Here is a 20,861-nt window from a genome sequence, read left to right on the forward strand (position 1 = left end):
TTATGGCATCACTTTATATGTTGGATCTTCATCGATATTTACTTCGATAATTCCTTCGGCGTTTTTTAACAACAAAATCGAATCAGAACTTAAATGTTTTAAAATAACTTTCTTGTTTATTTTCGCATATTTCGATGTTAATAAATGAACAGCTTCAATCGCACTCATATCTGTAATTCTACTATTTTTAAAATCGACAATTACAGTTTCTGGGTCGTCTTGAATAGCAAAACTATCGTTAAACGAAGTAATCGAACCAAAAAAAAGCGGACCAGAAACTTCGTAAACTTTAGTCTCAGCGTTAATCAAACTTGATTTTATAATGATTCGTTTGGAACTTTCCCAAGCAAAAACCAAAGCAGAAATAATAACTCCAACCAAAACAGCTAAAGCTAAATTGTGCATAAAAATGGTAATCAATGCAACTATGATACTAATCAAAACATCTGAAAGTGGCATTTTTCGTAACCCTTTAAAAGATGCCCATTGAAACGTTCCGATAGAAACCATCATCATAACACCAACCAAAGCAGCCATCGGAATCTGTTCGATAAACGGAGCACCAACTAAAATAATCAACATGATGGTTACTGCTGCAATAATTCCAGAAACACGTGTTTTGGAGCCCGAATTTAAATTCACAAACGTTTGCGCAACCATAGCACAGCCACCCATTCCACCAAAAAATCCATTCAAAATATTAGCTCCACCTTGCGCCATCGCTTCTTTATTTGAACTTCCTTTAGTATTGGTTATTTCATCAACCATCGTTAAAGTCAACAAAGTTTCAATAAGACCAACACCAGCCATAATTAACGCATACGGAAAAATAATTTCAAGTGTTTCAAAAGTTAGCGGAACCATAGGAATATGAAACGAAGGCAAACTTCCTTTGATATTTGCAATATCAGCAACGGTTTTCGTTTCGATATTCAAAAAGAAAACGGCAGCAAAAACAACCAAAATAGCTACTAACGAAGTGGGAATTTTTTTAGTGATTTTTGGGAAGAAATAAACAACCATAATGGTTAAAGCGGTTAATCCAATCATGGTATAAAGCGGAAAACCCGAAAGCCATTCGTCTGTACCTTGAATTTTAAATTGATTGATTTGCGACATGAAAATGATACAAGCCAATCCGTTCAAAAATCCATACATTACAGGTTGTGGAATCAATCGAATGAATTTCCCAAACTTAAAAACTCCAACTAAAAATTGAATAATTCCGGCTAAAACCAAAGTTGCAAATAAATATTCAACGCCGTGCGAACTGATTAAAGCGATTAAAACTACAATAGTTGCTCCTGCTCCACCGGAAATTAAACCCGGACGACCCCCAAAAATTGCAGTTACAATTCCCATAATCACAGCTCCGTAAAGTCCAACCAATGGCGACAAGCCAGCAAGAATAGCAAACGATAACGATTCAGGAATCATGGTCATTGCAACGGTTAAACCAGCTAAAACCTCAACTTTATAATCTATTTTTTTTAGGTTTTGAACCTGTGAAATCATATCCATTTTTTAAAATAAAACACAAAGATAATCTATTGGCAATAGTTTATGTTTTTATCAGAAAATAAAAGTGGTAATTTTGCGACCTTAAATTTATAATAATGAACAAAGGATTAATCGCTTTAGCGTTTGGTGGTTTAGCCATCGGAATGACCGAATTTACGATGATGGGAATTTTACAAGACATCGCTAAAGATTTACATATTGCAATTCCAGAAGCAGCGCATTTAATTGCGATTTATGCTTTAGGAGTCGTTGTTGGCGCTCCAATTTTAGTGCTCTTTACAGGTAAATTTCCACCTAAAAAAGTATTGTTATTTTTGATGGTTTTATTTTTCGTTTTCAACGGATTATTTGCTGTAGCACCTACGCAAGAAACATTAATGATTACCCGATTTATGTCTGGTTTACCGCACGGAGCATTTTTTGGAGTTGGTTCTGTTGTGGCGGCTCAATTAGCTCAAAAAGGAAAAGAAGCTCAAGCTATTGCCATTATGTTTACCGGAATGACGATTGCAAATTTAGCAGGTGTTCCTTTAGGTACTTACATCGGACATCATTATTCATGGCGTTTAACTTACGGAATTATTGCCGTATTAGGTTTGGCAACTTTTGCAGCTATTTATTTTTGGTTACCAAAAACAGAATCATCAACTTCAAACGACGTCATTGGGCAGATTTCGTTTTTTAAACGTTGGGAAGCTTGGTTATTAGTTGCGATTATTTCTATCGGAACGGGTGGTTTATTTGCATGGATTTCATACATCGGACCAATGGTTACAAACGTTGGAGGTTTAGCCGAAAATCAAATCCCTATCATTATGTTTTTAATTGGTTTAGGTATGTTTTTCGGAAATTTAATTGGCGGAAAATTAGCCGATACCATCTCACCAACCAAAGCAGCAATGGCATCGTTTACCGCAATGGCACTTTGTTTAGTTGTGGTTTATTTCACAGCACATTCATATTATATGTCATTTATAATGGCTTTCATAACCGGAATGGTTTCATTTACCATTGGTTCGTCATTACAAATGATGTTAATTAACACAGCAAAAGGTGCTGAAACATTAGCTGCAGCAGCCGGACAGGCAAGTTTTAATTTAGGAAATACTTTAGGTGCTTATTTTGGAGGAATTCCTATCACGATGGGATTGGCATATAATTCACCTGTTTTAGTTGGTGTTGGAATGGCTTTTTCAGGTGCAATTTTAGCGTTTATCTTTTTAAGAACTGTTGTAAAGAAACAAGGTATATAAATAAAAATGAGGTTATATATGATGACCTCATTTTTGTTTCTTATTTTATATATTCATAATCGATAGGTAACATATCTCCTAATTTTAAATTACCGAAATAACCTCCAAAAAACACTTGACTTGGATAAAGAAGATTTCCATTTTTATCAATTTGAATTTGTTCTGAATTCAATTGAACAATGGATTGATTTTTAGTTTTTGACTGTAATACATTTAAGTTTGTAGGAACTTCTTTTGTTGGTCCTTCTTGTCCAGCAACAATAACAAAACGTCCATCTTTTTTTGGAAGCTTACTCGCATCAGGAACTTTCTTTGTCGGCATTTTTAATACTTGAATTGTATAACCATTTTCATTGGCCTCAGACTTAAAGAATTCTTTTTCATCAGTTGGAAATCCACTTAAATAAAAACCTAAATGATTCGATTGAAGTTCATCAGTTGCTAAAGCTTTTAAGAAAAAAGGGATTCCGTTTTCGTATGTTTTCTTGCGTTTACTAGCAACACTTTTTTCATTTGAACTTGAATCAATGTAAGAACTATATCCAAAAAAACTACTTCCTTTATAATTAAAAAAATCTAAAGAATGTGCATTGAAATTGGCTTGAAACTCTTCTAAAATAAATCGAATTTTATACTCTAAATTTTTATTCTCGATGATTAAAGGTTCAGCTGATTCTGCATACAACGTATTTGTCTTTCTGTCGAAAAAAAACACAATTGCTTTTTCATTTAAAATTTTTCTGATTCTCCGCAAACACACCTAATATTTTTAGTATATTAGCGCTCAAAAAGCAGGGATTATGAACATATTCAGTTTTACGGCTCATTTCGGTTCGGAGGAAGATTGTCGTTTGCATTTCAAGGAGCAGCGTGATAAGGAAGGGGTTGTCTGCAAGCGATGCGGGGGCACTTCCCATTATTGGTTACAGGGTAAATGGAGTTATGAATGCAAAGGTTGCCGTTTCCGCACCTCGTTGCGCAGCGGTACGATCATGGAGAGCTCCAAGCTGCCGTTTCTGGTGTGGTACAAAACGATGTTCCTGATGAGTTGCACAAAAAAGGGATTCTCCACCAACGAACTCCAGAAGCAATTAGGATTGAAGCGTTACGAACCGGTATGGGCGATGGTACACAAACTCCGCAGGGCGATGGGCAACCGGGATGCAAGGTATACACTGGAAGGGATGATAGAACTGGATGAGGGTTACTTTTCGGTGGCCAGTAAGGAAATCGAGCGAGGCAAGGGTACACGTGGCCGGGGAGCCGAGGGAAAGCAGAACGTTGCGGTGATGGCCGAAAGCACCCCGTTGGAAGATATCGAAACGGGCAAAAAGGAGAAGCATGTGCGTTATTTCAAGGCCAGGGTACTGGATAGCCATCAAAGTGAAGGAATCAACGGCGTGGTCAGGGACTGCATGGAGGATGATGCCATCGTATTTTCGGACAAAAGCACTTCTTACGTTGACATCTCCGATCTGGTGGAATTGCACGTCACCGAGAAATCAGACGCCAAAACCACCAAGGAAACACTCAAATGGGTGCATATCGCAATCAGTAATGCAAAACGGACATTGCTGGGCAACTACCATAAAATCAAAAGGAAATACTTACAGTTGTATCTCAACGAGTTTATTTACAAATTAAACAGACGGTATTTTGGAGACAAACTCTTTGACAGACTAGTAATTGCGAATATAACAGGTGCATAAACGGATAATCAGAATCTTTAAACATCCTAATTAACTACCTGCGGATTTTAGGTATTATTATAGAAGCCCCCATGAATAAATCGCTCATCATTTTCGGCATCGTCAACATAACCTCGGACAGTTTCTCCGATGGAGGCCGGTATCTGGCGCCAGACGCAGCCATTGCGCAGGCGCGTAAGCTGATGGCCGAGGGGGCAGATGTGATCGACCTCGGTCCGGCATCCAGCAATCCCGACGCCGCGCCTGTTTCGTCCGACACAGAAATCGCGCGTATCGCGCCGGTGCTGGACGCGCTCAAGGCAGATGGCATTCCCGTCTCGCTCGACAGTTATCAACCCGCGACGCAAGCCTATGCCTTGTCGCGTGGTGTGGCCTATCTCAATGATATTCGCGGTTTTCCAGACGCTGCGTTCTATCCGCAATTGGCGAAATCATCTGCCAAACTCGTCGTTATGCATTCGGTGCAAGACGGGCAGGCAGATCGGCGCGAGGCACCCGCTGGCGACATCATGGATCACATTGCGGCGTTCTTTGACGCGCGCATCGCGGCGCTGACGGGTGCCGGTATCAAACGCAACCGCCTTGTCCTTGATCCCGGCATGGGGTTTTTTCTGGGGGCTGCTCCCGAAACCTCGCTCTCGGTGCTGGCGCGGTTCGATGAATTGCGGCTGCGCTTCGATTTGCCGGTGCTTCTGTCTGTTTCGCGCAAATCCTTTCTGCGCGCGCTCACAGGCCGTGGTCCGGGGGATGTCGGGGCCGCGACACTCGCTGCAGAGCTTGCCGCCGCCGCAGGTGGAGCTGACTTCATCCGCACACACGAGCCGCGCCCCTTGCGCGACGGGCTGGCGGTATTGGCGGCGCTGAAAGAAACCGCAAGAATTCGTTAACTTTTCGGTGGCCAGTAAGGAAATCGAGCGAGGCAAGGGTACACGTGGCCGGGGAGCCGAGGGAAAGCAGAACGTTGCGGTGATGGCCGAAAGCACCCCGTTGGAAGATATCGAAACGGGCAAAAAGGAGAAGCATGTGCGTTATTTCAAGGCCAGGGTACTGGATAGCCATCAAAGTGAAGGAATCAACGGCGTGGTCAGGGACTGCATGGAGGATGATGCCATCGTATTTTCGGACAAAAGCACTTCTTACGTTGACATCTCCGATCTGGTGGAATTGCACGTCACCGAGAAATCAGACGCCAAAACCACCAAGGAAACACTCAAATGGGTGCATATCGCAATCAGTAATGCAAAACGGACATTGCTGGGCAACTACCATAAAATCAAAAGGAAATACTTACAGTTGTATCTCAACGAGTTTATTTACAAATTAAACAGACGGTATTTTGGAGACAAACTCTTTGACAGACTAGTAATTGCGAATATAACAGGTGCATAAACGGATAATCAGAAAAATTTTACAACTTTTTCCATTTGATGTAGTTCCAAGAAAATATTTTTTAAAACATTTCATCATTTCCTTACGAGAGAATGGTGAAGAGTCAATAATCATTTCAGCTAAATTTTCATCGCTCGGTTTCAAATAAATTGTAAGATTATTTTTATTTAAATCTTCTTTTGGAACTAGATATGTAATATAACCAACATAATCAATTACTACATTATTTTTTAAGCCACGTAAATCAATTTGAAAAGTTCCATCTTTTTTGGACATGGTTGCAATTGATGAATTTTCAACAAATATAGATGCACTTTCTAAAGGTAACTTTGTATTTGAATCAATGATTTTTCCACTCACGACTTGAGCGTTCATCTGAACAAAAAATATAAGAAATAAAAAAAGTGTAATTTTTTGCATATGAAATGTTTTTCTTCGAATATACAAAAAAGTCGAAAGAAAACTCTTCCGACTTAAAGTGATTTTATATTTACTAAAAATTAGTATCTGTAATATTCTGGTTTGAATGGACCTTGAACCTCAACTCCGATATATGAAGCTTGACCTTCAGATAAAGTTTCTAACTCAACACCTAGTTTAGCTAAGTGTAAAGCAGCAACTTTTTCATCTAAATGTTTTGGTAACATGTAAACATCATTCTCATAATTAGCCGAATTTTTCCATAATTCAATTTGAGCTAATGTTTGGTTTGTAAATGAATTTGACATTACAAAAGATGGGTGACCTGTAGCACAACCTAAGTTTACTAAACGCCCTTCAGCTAAAATAATGATGTCGTTTCCGTTTACGTTGTAAATATCAACTTGTGGTTTCACTTCTTTTTTAGAAGCTCCGTAAGTTGCATTTAACCAAGCCATATCGATTTCATTATCGAAGTGACCGATGTTACAAACTACCGTTTTATCTTTCATTTTCTCGAAGTGGCGACCAACAACGATATCTTTATTTCCTGTAGTTGTGATGATGATATCCGCATTTCCAACAACCGTATCTAATTTTTTAACTTCGTAACCGTCCATTGCAGCTTGTAAAGCACAAATAGGGTCAATTTCTGTAACTGTAACAATAGAACCAGCTCCACGGAAAGAAGCAGCAGTTCCTTTTCCTACGTCACCGTATCCACAAACAACCACGCGTTTTCCAGCTAACATTAAATCTGTAGCACGACGAATTGCATCAACTGCAGATTCTTTACATCCGTATTTGTTATCAAATTTAGATTTAGTAACCGAATCGTTTACGTTGATTGCAGGCATTGGTAAAGTTCCAGCTTTAACTCTTTCGTATAAACGGTGAACTCCTGTTGTAGTTTCTTCAGATAAACCTTTGATTCCAGCAACTAATTCTGGGTAACGGTCAATAACCATATTTGTTAAATCTCCACCATCATCTAAAATCATGTTTAATGGTTGACGGTCTTCACCGAAGAATAACGTTTGCTCAATACACCAATCAAAAGATTCTTCATCTAAACCTTTCCAAGCATACACTTGAATTCCAGCTTCAGCGATTGCAGCAGCAGCTTGGTCTTGAGTTGAGAAAATATTACAAGAAGACCAAGTAACCTCAGCTCCTAATGCTTTTAATGTTTCAATTAAAACTGCAGTCTGAATCGTCATGTGTAAACATCCTGCAATACGAGCTCCTTTTAAAGGTTGCTCATCTTTATATTCAGCTCTTAAAGCCATTAAACCTGGCATTTCAGCTTCAGCTAATTCAATTTCTTTTCTTCCCCAAGCAGCCAAAGAAATATCTTTAACTTTATAAGGTACGTAAGGTATCGTTTCTTTACTCATCGTTTATCGTATATTTGTGTAAACAAAATTTACGCAAATTTAGTGAATTACTTTTTAATTGCACTAAATTAGATTCTTAATAAACCGTTAATACACAAATGCCTCTATATAAAAAAATAAATCTTAACGAAAACACGCAAATTTACGTTTGGAAAATCACTGAAGATTTCGACACTTTGTTTAAAGAAACTCCGCTTAGAGATGTTAGTTTAGCACGATTAGAAAAAATGCTTTCCAAAACGCATCAATGCGGATTTTTGAGTGTTCGCCATTTATTAAACAAAGCCGGCTATTCTGATTTTGATTTGTTTTATGATGAGAATGGCAAACCAAATTTAAAAGACGGAAAGCATATTTCTATTACGCATTCGTTTGAATTTTCGGCAATTATCGTAAGTTCCGAAAATGTAGGAATTGATTTAGAAATGAATCGCGAAAAAATCATTCGAATTGCAGATAAATTTATCGATTCCGAGTTTGAATTTTTAGATAAAGAGAACAATTACATCGAACATTTAAGTGTGATTTGGGGCGCAAAAGAAGCTTTGTATAAAATGTGTAATTCTAGAAGTTTGAGTTTTAAGCAAGATATGCATGTACATCAATTTGATTTAAATTCGGAAATAGTTACCGCTCACATCGCTTCAGAAAACTTAAATTTCAACCAAAACTTCCGATTACATTTTGAAAGTTTTGAAAATTATACCTTAGTTTACGGATTAGAAAATAATGAATAATTTTATAGAACACATCCATAGGTATTTTTGTCATGCTGAACTTGTTTCAGCATCTCACAAGTTTATATTGAATTAGTGAATCTAACAACTATGAATAAAACGCAATTACAAACCGAATTAGATTTTAAAGCCGTTCGAAGTTCTGGCGCTGGCGGACAAAACGTAAACAAGGTTTCAACCAAGGTAATCTTAAACTGGAATAGTTTAGCGACTTCTGGCTTATCCGAAAACGAAATCATTCGTATCCAAGAAAAATTAGCCAACCGAATAAACAAAGAAGGCATTTTAATTTTAGAATGCGACGAAACACGAAGCCAGCTTAAAAACAAAGAACTCGTAACTAAGCGTTTTTTCTTTTTGTTAGAAAATGCTTTAGTTGTGGCCAAAAAACGCATAGCAACTAAAATCCCGAAATCGGTAATCAGAAAAAGATTAAACGATAAAAAAATCAATTCCGAGAAAAAACAAAATAGAAACTTTAAGTTTTAGAATAATGAAAAACGACACTAGAATTACTTTTGCTTGGATTGGAACTTTGCTGTTAAGCCCGATTATTATAATACCATTTCTATTAATACATACTGAAGCTACACGGACTGAAATCAAAGATTTTTTCACTGCTTATTTTTTGTTTGTCATTATTGGAATTTTATTCGCTCTCCCAACTTTATTAGTTCTATTAGCTTTAAATTACTTTTTCAAAAAACACAACAGTTGGAACAAAATTTCGATAAGTTCACTTGGAACAATTTTTATTTTTTTATCTTTTTTAATGACTGCTCAAAATTTTTATTCAGATGTAAAACGATTAATTCTCCCTGGAATTTATTCTATCCTTTTTATAGTTTTAATTTTCTATGTAGATAAAATCAACTTATATAAGCTTAGAAACAGAATTAAAAATTGGTTTTAAACTTTTAAAATAAAAAATCTATGCAACCTTTTTTCAAATACTTAATTATGTTTTTTGTTGTGATTGCACTTGGTGGAATTGGCGCAATTATCGATTATATTTTAGGTACAGATATTTTTAAATATGTCATGATTCCGATTGCAATATGGATTATTTATTTCAGATTAAGAAAAGCTAAAAACGCGTAAGTCAAAATTTACAAGTATTTGTTTTACTTTCAAAAAAAGAACTATATTTGTTGCGTCTCAAAGGGGTGCCAATTACGGCTGAGATCATACCCAATGAACCTGGGCAGGTAATGCTGCCAAGGGAAATTACAGACTTTTCGAGTGCACGCGAAAGGTCGCATTTTACATATCAATTTTTAATCAAACAAAATAACGCCCCTTTTATTTGTAAAAGTATTTTTACGAATGAAAACAAATTTTTTGTTATTTACACTTGCTGGTACTTTATTCTCAGCAACTGTTCACGCACAAACCGAACAATCTAAAGATTCTATAAACTCTGAAACTTTAGACGAAGTTTTAATTCAGGCGGTTCGTGCCAATAAAAAAACACCAATGGCTTTTTCAAATTTATCTAAAGAAGAAATCGCAAAGAAAAACCTAGGTCAAGACATTCCGGTTTTAATGAACTTTATGCCTTCTGTCGTTACCACAACCGATGCCGGAAACGGAGTTGGTTACACTGGAATTCGCGTCCGCGGAAGCGATGCTACTCGTGTAAATGTAACCTTAAACGGAATTCCGTATAACGATTCTGAATCACACGGATCCTTTTGGGTTAACATGCCTGATTTTGCATCATCTTTAGAAAACCTACAATTACAGCGTGGCGTTGGAACATCAACAAATGGTTCTGGAGCTTTCGGCGCAAGTTTGAACTTATTAACCGATGCTTTTTCTGAAAAAAGTTCGGGTGAAATTTCCAATTCCTACGGAAGTTATAACACCCGAAAACACACGGTTAAGTTTTCTACTGGATTGATGAATAACGCAGTTGAAATTTCAGGACGCTTATCGAACATCAATTCTGATGGTTATATTGACCGAGCAAAATCTGATTTAAAATCCTATTTCTTACAAGGTGCTTTTATCGACGGTAACACTTTAGTCAAAGCTTTAGCATTCGGTGGAACTCAAAAAACCTATCAAGCTTGGAACGGTTTAGAGGATAAAGACAAACTTGAAAACGACCGAACGTATAATACATCTGGTGAATATATCGATGCCGAAGGAAACATTCGTTTCTATGATAATGAAAATGACAATTACGACCAAAATCATTATCAATTGCATTGGAATCAACGTTGGAACGCAAATTGGAACACCAACTTTGCTTTACATTTAACTACCGGAATTGGTTATTACGAAAATTATAAAGTTGGAGAAACATTAGCTGATTATGGCTTACCTAATGCTTTTGTGAATAATGATGAAATCGATGAAGCAGATATCATCAGACAAAAATTTCTGAAAAATAATTTTTACGGCTTTACCTTTTCGTCTAACTACAGAAAAGGAAATTTAGATTTTATGTTTGGTGGAGCCGCAAATAAGTACGAAGGAGATCATTACGGAAAAATTCTTTGGGTTGATGCGCCTGTGAAGTACAGCTATGAACAACAATATTATTTTGATCAAGCTACAAAAACAGATGCTAATGTATTTGCAAAAGCAACTTATACGTTAGAAGACCAATGGATTTTGTTTGGTGATTTACAATATCGAAATGTACATTACAAAGCAAATGGAGAAGAAACAGGTTTTGTAAACGACACGTTTAATTTCTTTAATCCGAAAGCTGGTTTAACATATCTGATTAACGATGAGCAACAAACTTATTTTTCTTATGCAAGAGCTAATCGAGAACCAAATAGAACCGATTATAAATCTGGCGCTCCAAAACCAGAACGTTTAAATGATTTTGAATTGGGTTGGAAATTAAGCAACGAAAAACTTCAAGTAAACGTAAACGGATATTACATGCGTTATAAAAATCAATTGGTTTTAACCGGAGCTTTAAGTGATGTTGGCGCGCCACTTCGTGAAAACAGTGGTGACAGTTACCGATTAGGAATTGAGATTGATGGCGCTTGGGCGATTTCAAATAAATTTATTTGGGTTCCAAGTATTACATTGAGCTCAAATAAAAACATCGATTTTAAAGCACATATCGATGGCGAAGTTCAAAACTTAGGAAATACAAACATTGCTTTTTCACCAAATTTAATAGCTTCAAATGCGTTCACTTATCTTCCGATTGAGAATTTTTCGATAAGCTTATTGACAAAATTTGTTGGTGAACAATACATGGGAAATACCGATTCTGAATACTCAAAATTGGATTCGTATTTCACAAACGACTTGGTTTTTAATTATAGTCTAAAAACTAAAAAATGGTTTTCTTCAATTGATTTTAATTTGATGATGAACAACATTTTTAATGTAAAATACATTTCAAACGGATACTATTATACGTACGATGACACTTGGTCAAACCCGAATGCAACGAAAACAAAAGAAGGTGCTGGATATTATCCGCAAGCGATGTTTAATATTCTTGGCGGAATTACACTTAAATTCTAAGAACAAAAATCCAACCGTGAAAAGTTGGATTTTTTTATTTGAACTTAGTTATAAATTGTCAACATCGAACCATTTGCAACTACGCGATATGATTTCAAAGGATAAGGTGCATCTGCAATTCCTAAATATAAATTATAAACCAATTCATCACAACCACAACTTGCTTCAACACCGTTTAAAGTTAAAGCCGAGCATCCTAAAATTTCGTGATTCGAACATGTAGCTTCGTAAGCCAAATATCCAGAACCAGTATTTAAGACAATAATTCCATTAATACCATAACCGTAAATTATCATTGCATTTCCTGGATATTGCAATTGTGTATATGTAGGCAGATTCATATTAATTTGAAAATTTACTGCATAATCAGGCAGAAACGGATTTTGCGACCGAATGTCATCTTTCGTACAACTTATTATTAATAAAGCTACTGAAAAGAAAAGAATTAGCTTTTTCATGATTAAAGATTTGGAAAACAAATTTAATTAATTAACTTTGACCTATAGAGTAAAAAACGAAAATTAATAATATATATTATCAAAGTAAACAAAATCCCGTTTGTTGGGATTTTTTCTATTTTATAAAAATGACGTAAAATTATGAGTAAGGTTTCTTATTACACAGCAGAAGGGCTTAAAAAGTTACGTGACGAAATCGATCATTTGAAAAGTATCGAACGTCCAAAAGCATCGCAAGCTATTGCAGATGCTAGAGATAAAGGTGACTTATCTGAGAATGCAGAATATGATGCAGCTAAAGAAGCTCAAGGTTTATTAGAAATGAAAATTGCTAAGATGGACGAAATTTTAGCTAACGCACGTTTAATCGACGAAAGCCAATTAGATGTTTCTAAAGTTTTAGTGTTATCAAAAGTAAAGATTAAAAATCAAGCAAACGGAATGGAAATGACCTATACATTGGTTGCTGAAAGTGAAGCTGATTTAAAATCTGGAAAAATATCTGTAACTTCTCCAATCGGAAAAGGTTTATTAGGAAAATCATTAGGTGAAATTGCAGAAATCAATGTGCCTAATGGTGTTTTGAAATTCGAAGTTTTAGAAATTTCTAGAGACTAAGTTATGGCATCAATCTTCACAAAAATAATTAGCGGTGAAATTCCTTGTTACAAAGTAGCAGAGGACGAAAATTTCATTGCCTTTTTAGACATTAATCCAAATGCAAAAGGTCATACCTTATGCGTTCCGAAACAAGAGATTGATAAGATTTTTGACATGGACGAAGTGCTTTATTCAAAGCTTATGGCTTTTTCTTATAAAGTTGCAAAAGCTTTAGAAAAAAGTATTCCTGCAAAACGCATTGGAATGTCAGTAATCGGATTAGAAGTACCTCACGTACACGTACATTTAATTCCGTTACAAGAAATGCAAGACATTCAATTTAAAAATAAAGTTTCATTATCTAATGAAGAATTTGCTGCAACAGCAGCATTAATCGCATCGCATTTATAACAAAAAAACCTCTTTGTATTTAATTACTTAGAGGTTTTTTTGTAGGCAATTTGAATAGTTGTTCCTTTTCCAATTTCAGATTTTACTACACGAATTACACCGTTATGATATTCTTCAACAATTCGTTTTGTTAACGAAAGTCCCAATCCCCAACCACGCTTTTTAGTAGAAAATCCAGGTTCAAAAATCTTTCTAAACATATTTTTAGGAATTCCTTTTCCAGAATCAATCACATTGATATAAATAAATTTTTCGGTGTTTTTTATATTAATAAAAATCACACCTTTACCTTTAATGGCATCAATGGCATTTTTTACTAAATTTTCAATCGTCCAGCTATGAAGCACATTGTTTAATGGAATGATTACTTCGTCTGCATTGGTTTGATAATAAAATGTAATTTGTTTTGAAGCACGCGATTTTAAATATTCATAAGATTTTTCGGTTTCAGAAATTATATTTAAAGGCGTTAAAATAGGTTCTGATCCAATTTTAGAAAAACGATCAGCAATAGTTTGTAAACGATATACATCTTTTTCAACTTCGGTAACTGTTTGTTCATCGACATTATCCAAACGCATAATTTCAACCCAACCTAACAAAGAAGAAAGTGGTGTTCCAATCTGGTGAGCGGTTTCTTTTGCCATACCAGCCCAAAGTTTGTTTTGCGCTGAAACACGACTCGCTTTAAAATAACTTAAAATAACTCCTCCAAATAAAACCAAAATCGCAATTAACGCTAAAGGATAGTATTTTAATTTATTAACTAAAGACGAATTTCCGTAATACAGGTATTGATTTTCGCTTGGATGTTCAATGACAATTGGCTCGTTTTCTGTTTTTAATTGCCCCAATAAATTATATTGCGCCTTTTTATCCTTTGTAACATCCTCATCGACGTTTGTTACCTGAAGAATACTATCACTTGCAGTTGTTTGAATTATAGGGATTGTCGTATTCATACTCAAAACCATTCCTTGAAATGAAACATCGGTTTCCTCATTAGCATTATTAATTCCTTGATAAGCAGACGACCAAATTTCCATTTTATCTCGCTCTTCTTCTTTGTATGTTTGAAACAACAGATAGGTATTCCAAAGAATCAACGTTAAAATAAGAAACGAACTAACAATAATAAACCAACGTAAAAAAATTCTTCTCTTTGAAAACATAAACGGCTTTTAAAATTTAAAGATAGTATTTTTTGTAAGTATATAATAAAACCGTTTTGATTTTCTCTTAAAAGGAAACATTTATAATTCAATTTGTATTGAATTTATCCAAAGTTGCTCCCGATCTCTTTTTTCTTCAAATTCATTTAGCATGAATATTTTATTATAAATAACTCTCTTATTAAAATGTAACTTATCATTTACATAAACTTTTATTTTTTTGTTTAACTGTACCATCTCGGGAGAAATATTTATTACTAACGATTTTACATTTGTGGTTTCTAAACGAAAAACATTATTTTTATATGTTGCATTAATTTTCGCAGACTTTCTTGGAAAATCAAAGGCTTGTTTTTCTACGTCTTGGAAAATCAAACTATCATTTGCATCATAAGCTAACCATTTTTCAATTTTAAAATTTATAGTTTTACTTAAATTGTTATTTAATGTATCCATTTTTATATCAGAAAGCCAGTCGATATGACCATAGGTTTCGTCATCGAACTGCCAATGGATGGTATTCGGAAAAGAATTTCTTTTTCGGTTATTCATATCTTCAAACATGATTTGATATGCTTCTTCCGATTCATTAAATTCAGGAAGCCAATGTGGGAATCCATTAAAGCGATATTCTTTGTAATCAACTTTTATGGATTGCATCAATTTTGTAAAATCATCATTTGCATTTGGTGGATAATAATAATCCTCATCTGTTGAAAAATTTATAAATGAACGATTTTTAATATTCTCTATAAAAGTCCCCCCTGTAAAAACTTTGGGATAGGTATTAAATCCGTAAAAACCTGAAAAGAGAGTTGGTTGTTTCATCAAATATGAAAAAGCACCAGTTGCTCCATTTGAATGTCCAGAAATAAAAACGCGATCATCATCAATATTAATGTTTTTTTTAATATTTTTTAATATCTGAGGTACCATAAAAAAACCTTGATCAGAAAGCATCCAATTAAAAGCTTTATTTGCTTGTGGAAAAACCAAGATAACTTCATTTAAATCCGCATATTTTGTATAAAATCTATTCCAATTTTTTAGATTCCAACTTTCTAACTGAAAATCGGTAAACTGACCTCCTCTTACAGCACCATGAAGAAAAAATAACATCGAATACTTTTTCTTAGGATTATAGTTTTTAGGTAGATGCACAAAAAATGAAGAAGATAAAGTGTCATTAATTTTAAAACGTATGGAGTAATTTTGATTTAACTTAGGTTCATATTGATGAAACTCTTTTAAAACTTTATATAGTTTTTTAGGGTTTTTAATTTTAGAAAAATCAACAGAAATCCTATTATAAAATTCATTTTCTTGTTTAATCAAACTATCCATAAATTGTTTCTTGTATAATAAAGCTTCAGCCTGTATATTTTTCCACCTTAAATCGACAAGTAAATTCTGATAATCTTCCTTAGAATAACTTCCTAAAACATAATCCCAAGTTGGATATCCGTCTTCTTCTTTTTTTATTTTAAGAAGAGAGTTGAGGTAAACAAAAGCTTTATCTCGCTTGTTTAATTTAGATGCAACAACCGACGCTTCATAAACATCAGATCCTTTAATACTATCAGCAAACATCAAAAAAGCATCTTCAAACATTTTTAATGCATCTTCATCATCTATTTTTTCTTTTGCATTCCATGCTTTATCACGAGCTTTTTGCACCAATAAAGAATAACTATTCTGCGATTGAGTATCAAAGAAAAACAAACAACAAATTACGATTATAAAATTTTTCATCCATTCAAAAATTTAAAATACCAATCTATAAAAATTTAAAATTTATTAATTGTATAATTGAGACAATAAAAGTTCGATTCTCAATTAACAAATAATCATAAAATCATCAAAAACTCAATTCATCTTTTTATATTTGTTTCAAACCGAATTATCAAAAATATGTTAAGCATCACACCAAAAGAATTAACTCCAGTTCAAGTACAGGCGTATTTACAAGCTGCTGTAGGCCCGCGTCCTATCGCACTTGCTAGTACGATTGACGAAGACGGAAATGCTAATTTATCTCCTTTTAGTTTTTTTAATATTTTTAGTTCTAATCCGCCGATTTTAATTTTTTCTCCGGCACGTAGAGTTAGAAACAACACCATAAAACACACTTTAATTAACGCTGAAGCTACTAAAGAAGTTGTGATTAATATTGTTAATTATGACATTGTACAACAAATTTCTTTAGCTAGTACAGAATATGGAGATGGAGTTGACGAGTTTATAAAAGCAGGTTTAACTAAAGTAGCTTCTGATGTTGTAAAACCTTATCGTGTGGCTGAAAGTCCGGTGCAGTTAGAATGTAAAGTAAACCAAATAGTACCCTTAGGAACCGAAGGCGGAGCTGGCAATTTAGTGATTTGCGAAGTGGTTAAAATACACATTAGCGAACACATTTTAAATGAAAATGGTGCTATCGACCAAGCAAAAATTGACTTAGTTGCTCGCATGGGAGGCAATTGGTACACCAGAGCAAATGCTGGAATGTTTGAAGTTGAAAAACCATTAACAACTTTAGGAATCGGGGTTGATTCTGTTCCTGAAGAAATCAAAAAAAGTAATATATTTGTAGGAAACGATTTGGGTAAATTAGGAAACATTGAACACATTCCTACAACCGATGAAGTTTTAGCTTTTTTAAATGACAATCAAGAGATTAAAACGATTTTAGAAAGCAACAACACAGAAGAAATTCACAAAAAAGCAAAAGAACTTTTAGATAACGACAAAGTTTTAGACGCTTGGAAAATAATAGTATCAATACAAAACAAGAATTAGAAGATGGAAGTTTCAGGAAGAGTAAAAATGATTGGAGAGCCTCAACAAGTGAGTGCAAGTTTTAGAAAAAGAGAGATTGTTGTTACAACAGAAGAACAATATCCACAACACATTTTAATTGAGTTCACACAAGATAAGTGCGACTTATTAAATGGTTTTCAGATTGGAGAGCCTGTTCGTGTTTCTATTAACTTGAGAGGTAGAGAATGGACAAATCCACAAGGAGAAACTCGTTACTTTAATTCTATTCAAGGTTGGAGAATCGACCGTCCATCACAACAAGCGCCACAAGGACAACCTGCTTATGGAGCACCACAAGGTTACGGTCAACCTCAAGGTGGATACAACCAAGCGCCTCAACAAGCGTATGGTCAACCACAAGGTGGATACAATCAAGCACCGCAACAAGCTTACGGACAACCGCAACAAGGTGGATTTAATCAAGCGCCACAAAACAACTTCAACCAAAGCCCAGGCGGTTTCCCTCCTGCTCCAGATTTTGGAAACAATGAAGAACCAGACGATTTACCGTTTTAATTCATATCTTTATCCTGATTTTTACAAATCAGGATTTTTTTATGCATATTTTATCTAACGAAATTTACTTTCCACCTGTATCAGAAGCACACGAATCAGGTATTTTAGCTTTTGGTGGCGATTTATCTACCGAACGTTTACTTTTAGCTTACAATAGTGGAATCTTCCCTTGGTATGAAGAATGCGAACCTATTACTTGGTACGCTCCAGAATATCGAATGGTTTTACCAATAAACTCATACAAATCAAAAAAAAGCGTTCGAAATCTTATCAATCAAAAACTTTTTACTTGTACAATTAATCAAGATTTTGAAGCTGTAATTCGCAATTGTCAACAAATAAAACGTAACGGACAATTCGGCACTTGGATTACAGATGAGATAATTGAAGCTTATACAGATTTACACAAATTAGGAAAAGCTTTATCTGTTGAAGTTTGGCAAGATGGTGAATTGGTTGGTGGTTTATACGGAATTATTGTTGGAAGAATTTTCTGCGGAGAAAGTATGTTTTCTAAAGTTTCGAACGCCTCTAAAATAGGATTTGATTTTTTAGTTAACTACCTAAAAGCAAATGAATTTATTTTAGTTGACGGTCAGGTTTATAACGAATATCTAGAACAACTCGGTTTCTTTGAAACTGCACGTGAAGATTTTATGGAAATTTTAGAAACTTTTAAATAAAAAGAAAAGAGTTAGCATTGTATGCTAACTCTTTTCAGCCATTATTAACCACCAAATAAATATTATTTAACAACTATTTTTTTAGTAATAGATTGCCCATTTAATTCAATTTTCATTAAGTAAATTCCAGTTGAAAACCCTTGAACAGAAACTTTATCAGTTGCTTTTACATTTTTCAATATTTTACCTGTAATATCGTATAGCTTAATATTAAGTTCGTCGTTATTTTGATTTGTGATATATACCATTCCATCAGCGATTGGATTTGGATAAATCTTGAATTTATCTTTCAACTCATTTTTAGTATTAGCTGTTGCATCAACACCAGTAAGTTTAAGATCATCAATTCTAAATCCAACATTTGAATCTGATGGGTTAGTGAAACGTAAACGCAAGTTAGAAGTTGCAGGAATTGTACCAGTTGGCTCAACTAAAATCCAACTCGAAGTATTTGTTCCTGTTGGTCGAGTATAAGTCAATTCTGTCCAAGCTGTTCCATCAGCACTTACCTCAATTGCCAATTCATTACTTCCGGCATTAGTGCCTTTATAATGTCCTAAAGTTAATGTTAAATCAGTATAGTTCGTTGTATTTATACCTTCAATCGTAATACTTTGTTGAGGAGTTGCTGCTCCAATAAAAACACAAGCATCTCCAGAAGCGCCTGTGTAACCTGTAGAAGGTGTTGTATTTCTTAAAGTTGCATTTCCTGTAAAAACAATTGGCGCTCCGTTTTCAAAATCAGTATGATCAGCGATATTTGTATTAGCTGTAACTATACCAAAATCTTCTTCAAAAATTACTGATTGTGCATTCATGTTCAATGCAAAACCTAGCATTGAGAATAGTAAAATTTTTTTCATAACTTTTCTTTTTTCATTTAAAAGTAAATGTACAAAAAAAAATATTAAAATGTTAATTTTTAATAAATATATTTAAAATATAACATTTACAACCTATTTAGAAATATTTTTTTAAGAATTAAAAAGCAACTAAAAACAAAATAAATCTTAAAAATTTTTAAATAAATCATCTTTTAAAAATCTATATAAAAAAGAATTAATCCAAATCGTTTTTCAAAAATTTATTTATTAAATGATGCCCTAAATAAATTAATGGTGTTAATCCAATAGCTAAAACAAGTTTAAAACTATATCCTGTTGCTGCCATGTTAATATAATCGGCAGTAGAAACTTTTCCAGTTAACCAAAAGGCAATTCCAGATACAATAAAACTATCAAACAATTGTGAAATAACTGTAGAACCAGTACTTCGCAACCAAATGTGTTTTCCGCCAGTTAATCGGTTAAAAAAATGAAATAAACTAACATCCAAAAGCTGAGAAATTACAAACGCAATAACACTTGCTACAATAATCCACATACTTTGTCCAAAGACTTGATTAAACGCATTGTCAGTAACTGCAGAAACTCCAGATGCGGGAATAATCATTGCAAGAAACAAGATTATAAAACTATAGATAATCAATCCAGTGGTTAAAAAGGTAAGTTTTTTGACACCTTGCTTTCCAAAGTGTTCATTGATTAAATCGGTTACAACAAATACAATAGGCCAAGGTAAAATTCCAACACTAAGAATAAACGGACCAATCTCTATTAACTTTCCGCCAATTAATTCAGCAACAATAGCGTTTGTAATAAATAATCCACCAAGAATGATGTAAACAATTTGCTTTTTAGTTAATTCCAAAACCTATTCCTTTTTAAAAAAAAAACAATCTGAAACGTGATCGTTAACCAATCCAACTGCTTGCATAAACGCATAAACTGTTGTTGACCCCATAAATTTGAATCCACGCTTTTTTAAATCTTTGGCAATTGCATCTGATATTTCAGTTTTAGCAGGAACATCTTTTAAAGTTTGAAAAGCATTTAAAAGCGGTTGATGATTCACGAACGCCCAAAGATAATCAGAAAAACTTCCGAATTCGGTTTGAATATTTTGAAACAATTTGGCATTATTTATAGCTGCCTCAATTTTTCCACGATGACGAATAATACCTTCGTTTAAAAGTAATTCGTCAATTTTTTCTTGATTGTAATTTGCAATCTTTTTGTAATCAAAACCATCGAAAGCTAGACGGAAATTTTCACGTTTCTTTAAAATTGTTATCCAACTTAAACCAGCCTGAAATGATTCTAATAATAAAAATTCGTATAAAACGGCATCATCAAAAACGGGTTTCCCCCATTCTTCATCGTGATATTTGATGTATAATTCATCCGTTGAAACCCAACCACATCTTTTCATACT

At 34.3% G+C, this 20,861-nt stretch carries 23 protein-coding genes and 1 pseudogene; 14 read left to right on the forward strand and 10 right to left on the reverse strand.

Annotation, left to right across the window (positions count from 1 at the left end):
• Entirely contained in the window at positions 1-1,521 is a 1,521-nt protein-coding gene (locus HW119_RS03880) for a SulP family inorganic anion transporter (RefSeq protein ID WP_177761350.1), read from the reverse strand.
• A 95-nt stretch (positions 1,522-1,616) separates the two neighbouring features.
• On the opposite strand from HW119_RS03880, the gene HW119_RS03885 reads away from it, so the two are divergent.
• On the forward strand, positions 1,617-2,774 hold the full coding sequence (locus tag HW119_RS03885; RefSeq protein ID WP_177761352.1) for an MFS transporter: 1,158 nt from the start codon (positions 1,617-1,619) through the stop codon (positions 2,772-2,774).
• A gap of 40 nt (positions 2,775-2,814) precedes the next feature.
• On the opposite strand, the gene HW119_RS03890 is transcribed toward HW119_RS03885, so the two are convergent.
• The gene (locus HW119_RS03890) at positions 2,815-3,489 is read right to left on the reverse strand and encodes a hypothetical protein (protein ID WP_177761354.1); all 675 of its coding nucleotides are present in this window, start codon (positions 3,487-3,489) and stop codon (positions 2,815-2,817) included.
• Between the two features lie 85 nt (positions 3,490-3,574).
• Here HW119_RS03890 and HW119_RS03895 point away from each other — a divergent pair, with 85 nt between their 5' ends.
• The 3 genes and pseudogenes from HW119_RS03895 to HW119_RS03905 form a co-directional block, all read left to right on the forward strand.
• Positions 3,575-4,483, forward strand: a complete 909-nt coding sequence (locus tag HW119_RS03895; protein ID WP_005807145.1) for an IS1595-like element ISBbi1 family transposase — start codon at positions 3,575-3,577, stop codon at positions 4,481-4,483.
• A 71-nt stretch (positions 4,484-4,554) separates the two neighbouring features.
• Positions 4,555-5,370, forward strand: coding sequence for a sulfonamide-resistant dihydropteroate synthase Sul2 (sul2, locus tag HW119_RS03900; RefSeq protein ID WP_001043260.1), 816 nt, complete (start codon positions 4,555-4,557; stop codon positions 5,368-5,370).
• 1 nt (position 5,371) lies between these two features.
• Positions 5,372-5,872: pseudogene (locus HW119_RS03905) on the forward strand (IS1595-like element ISBbi1 family transposase); the annotation flags it as partial.
• Here the strand turns inward: HW119_RS03905 and HW119_RS03910 are convergent.
• Together HW119_RS03910 and ahcY are read right to left on the reverse strand one after the other, a co-directional pair.
• A complete protein-coding gene (locus HW119_RS03910; RefSeq protein ID WP_177761356.1) occupies positions 5,843-6,292 on the reverse strand; it encodes a carboxypeptidase-like regulatory domain-containing protein in 450 nt (149 codons plus the stop codon). The pseudogene HW119_RS03905 and the gene HW119_RS03910 sit on opposite strands and share 30 nt — an antisense overlap.
• 80 nt (positions 6,293-6,372) lie before the next feature.
• Positions 6,373-7,689, reverse strand: coding sequence for an adenosylhomocysteinase (gene ahcY / locus HW119_RS03915; protein WP_177761358.1), 1,317 nt, complete (start codon positions 7,687-7,689; stop codon positions 6,373-6,375).
• Positions 7,690-7,787: 98 nt separating this feature from the next.
• Between ahcY and HW119_RS03920 the strand changes: the two genes are divergently transcribed.
• The 5 genes from HW119_RS03920 (at position 7,788) to HW119_RS03940 (ending at position 11,930) form a co-directional block, all read left to right on the forward strand.
• A complete protein-coding gene (locus HW119_RS03920; protein ID WP_177761360.1) occupies positions 7,788-8,426 on the forward strand; it encodes a 4'-phosphopantetheinyl transferase family protein in 639 nt (212 codons plus the stop codon).
• Positions 8,427-8,516: 90 nt separating this feature from the next.
• Positions 8,517-8,915 (forward strand): alternative ribosome rescue aminoacyl-tRNA hydrolase ArfB, encoded by a 399-nt coding sequence (gene arfB, locus HW119_RS03925; protein WP_177761362.1) that lies wholly within the window; start codon positions 8,517-8,519, stop codon positions 8,913-8,915.
• Between the two features lie 4 nt (positions 8,916-8,919).
• Entirely contained in the window at positions 8,920-9,339 is a 420-nt protein-coding gene (locus tag HW119_RS03930) for a hypothetical protein (protein WP_177761364.1), read from the forward strand.
• A gap of 20 nt (positions 9,340-9,359) precedes the next feature.
• The gene (locus tag HW119_RS03935; protein WP_177761366.1) at positions 9,360-9,527 is read left to right on the forward strand and encodes a hypothetical protein; all 168 of its coding nucleotides are present in this window, start codon (positions 9,360-9,362) and stop codon (positions 9,525-9,527) included.
• 225 nt (positions 9,528-9,752) lie between these two features.
• Positions 9,753-11,930, forward strand: coding sequence for a TonB-dependent receptor (locus HW119_RS03940; protein WP_177761368.1), 2,178 nt, complete (start codon positions 9,753-9,755; stop codon positions 11,928-11,930).
• Positions 11,931-11,974: 44 nt separating this feature from the next.
• Here the strand turns inward: HW119_RS03940 and HW119_RS03945 are convergent, their stop codons facing one another.
• On the reverse strand, positions 11,975-12,388 hold the full coding sequence (locus HW119_RS03945) for a hypothetical protein (protein WP_177761370.1): 414 nt from the start codon (positions 12,386-12,388) through the stop codon (positions 11,975-11,977).
• A gap of 141 nt (positions 12,389-12,529) precedes the next feature.
• Here HW119_RS03945 and greA point away from each other — a divergent pair, with 141 nt between their 5' ends.
• Positions 12,530-13,006, forward strand: coding sequence for a transcription elongation factor GreA (gene greA, locus HW119_RS03950; protein WP_177761372.1), 477 nt, complete (start codon positions 12,530-12,532; stop codon positions 13,004-13,006).
• A gap of 3 nt (positions 13,007-13,009) precedes the next feature.
• Positions 13,010-13,399, forward strand: a complete 390-nt coding sequence (locus tag HW119_RS03955) for an HIT family protein (protein ID WP_177761374.1) — start codon at positions 13,010-13,012, stop codon at positions 13,397-13,399.
• A gap of 23 nt (positions 13,400-13,422) precedes the next feature.
• On the opposite strand, the gene HW119_RS03960 is transcribed toward HW119_RS03955, so the two are convergent.
• Together HW119_RS03960 and HW119_RS03965 are read right to left on the reverse strand one after the other, a co-directional pair.
• A complete protein-coding gene (locus tag HW119_RS03960; RefSeq protein WP_177761376.1) occupies positions 13,423-14,571 on the reverse strand; it encodes a sensor histidine kinase in 1,149 nt (382 codons plus the stop codon).
• An 81-nt stretch (positions 14,572-14,652) separates the two neighbouring features.
• Positions 14,653-16,323 carry an alpha/beta hydrolase-fold protein gene (locus HW119_RS03965; RefSeq protein WP_177761377.1) on the reverse strand — a complete coding sequence of 557 codons (1,671 nt, stop codon included), beginning with the start codon at positions 16,321-16,323 and terminating at the stop codon, positions 14,653-14,655.
• A 159-nt stretch (positions 16,324-16,482) separates the two neighbouring features.
• Here HW119_RS03965 and HW119_RS03970 point away from each other — a divergent pair, with 159 nt between their 5' ends.
• Genes HW119_RS03970 through aat form a run of 3 tightly spaced genes read left to right on the forward strand, consistent with a single transcriptional unit; the run spans position 16,483 to position 18,587 of the window.
• Positions 16,483-17,367: a flavin reductase family protein gene (locus HW119_RS03970; protein WP_177761379.1), complete on the forward strand. Its 885-nt coding sequence runs from the start codon at positions 16,483-16,485 to the stop codon at positions 17,365-17,367.
• 3 nt (positions 17,368-17,370) lie between these two features.
• The gene (locus tag HW119_RS16895; RefSeq protein WP_177761381.1) at positions 17,371-17,904 is read left to right on the forward strand and encodes a DUF3127 domain-containing protein; all 534 of its coding nucleotides are present in this window, start codon (positions 17,371-17,373) and stop codon (positions 17,902-17,904) included.
• A gap of 41 nt (positions 17,905-17,945) precedes the next feature.
• Complete coding sequence (gene aat / locus HW119_RS03980) at positions 17,946-18,587, forward strand: leucyl/phenylalanyl-tRNA--protein transferase (protein WP_177761383.1); 642 nt, start codon at positions 17,946-17,948, stop codon at positions 18,585-18,587.
• Positions 18,588-18,649: 62 nt separating this feature from the next.
• On the opposite strand, the gene HW119_RS03985 is transcribed toward aat, so the two are convergent.
• The 3 genes from HW119_RS03985 to HW119_RS03995 form a co-directional block, all read right to left on the reverse strand.
• Complete coding sequence (locus HW119_RS03985; RefSeq protein ID WP_177761385.1) at positions 18,650-19,450, reverse strand: T9SS type A sorting domain-containing protein; 801 nt, start codon at positions 19,448-19,450, stop codon at positions 18,650-18,652.
• Positions 19,451-19,646: 196 nt separating this feature from the next.
• Positions 19,647-20,297, reverse strand: a complete 651-nt coding sequence (locus HW119_RS03990; protein WP_177761389.1) for a queuosine precursor transporter — start codon at positions 20,295-20,297, stop codon at positions 19,647-19,649.
• Positions 20,298-20,300: 3 nt separating this feature from the next.
• Complete coding sequence (locus HW119_RS03995; RefSeq protein ID WP_177761393.1) at positions 20,301-20,858, reverse strand: DNA-3-methyladenine glycosylase I; 558 nt, start codon at positions 20,856-20,858, stop codon at positions 20,301-20,303.
• Positions 20,859-20,861 lie beyond the last annotated feature (3 nt).

This window comes from Flavobacterium sp. I3-2 (assembly GCF_013389595.1).
Lineage (GTDB): Bacteria > Bacteroidota > Bacteroidia > Flavobacteriales > Flavobacteriaceae > Flavobacterium.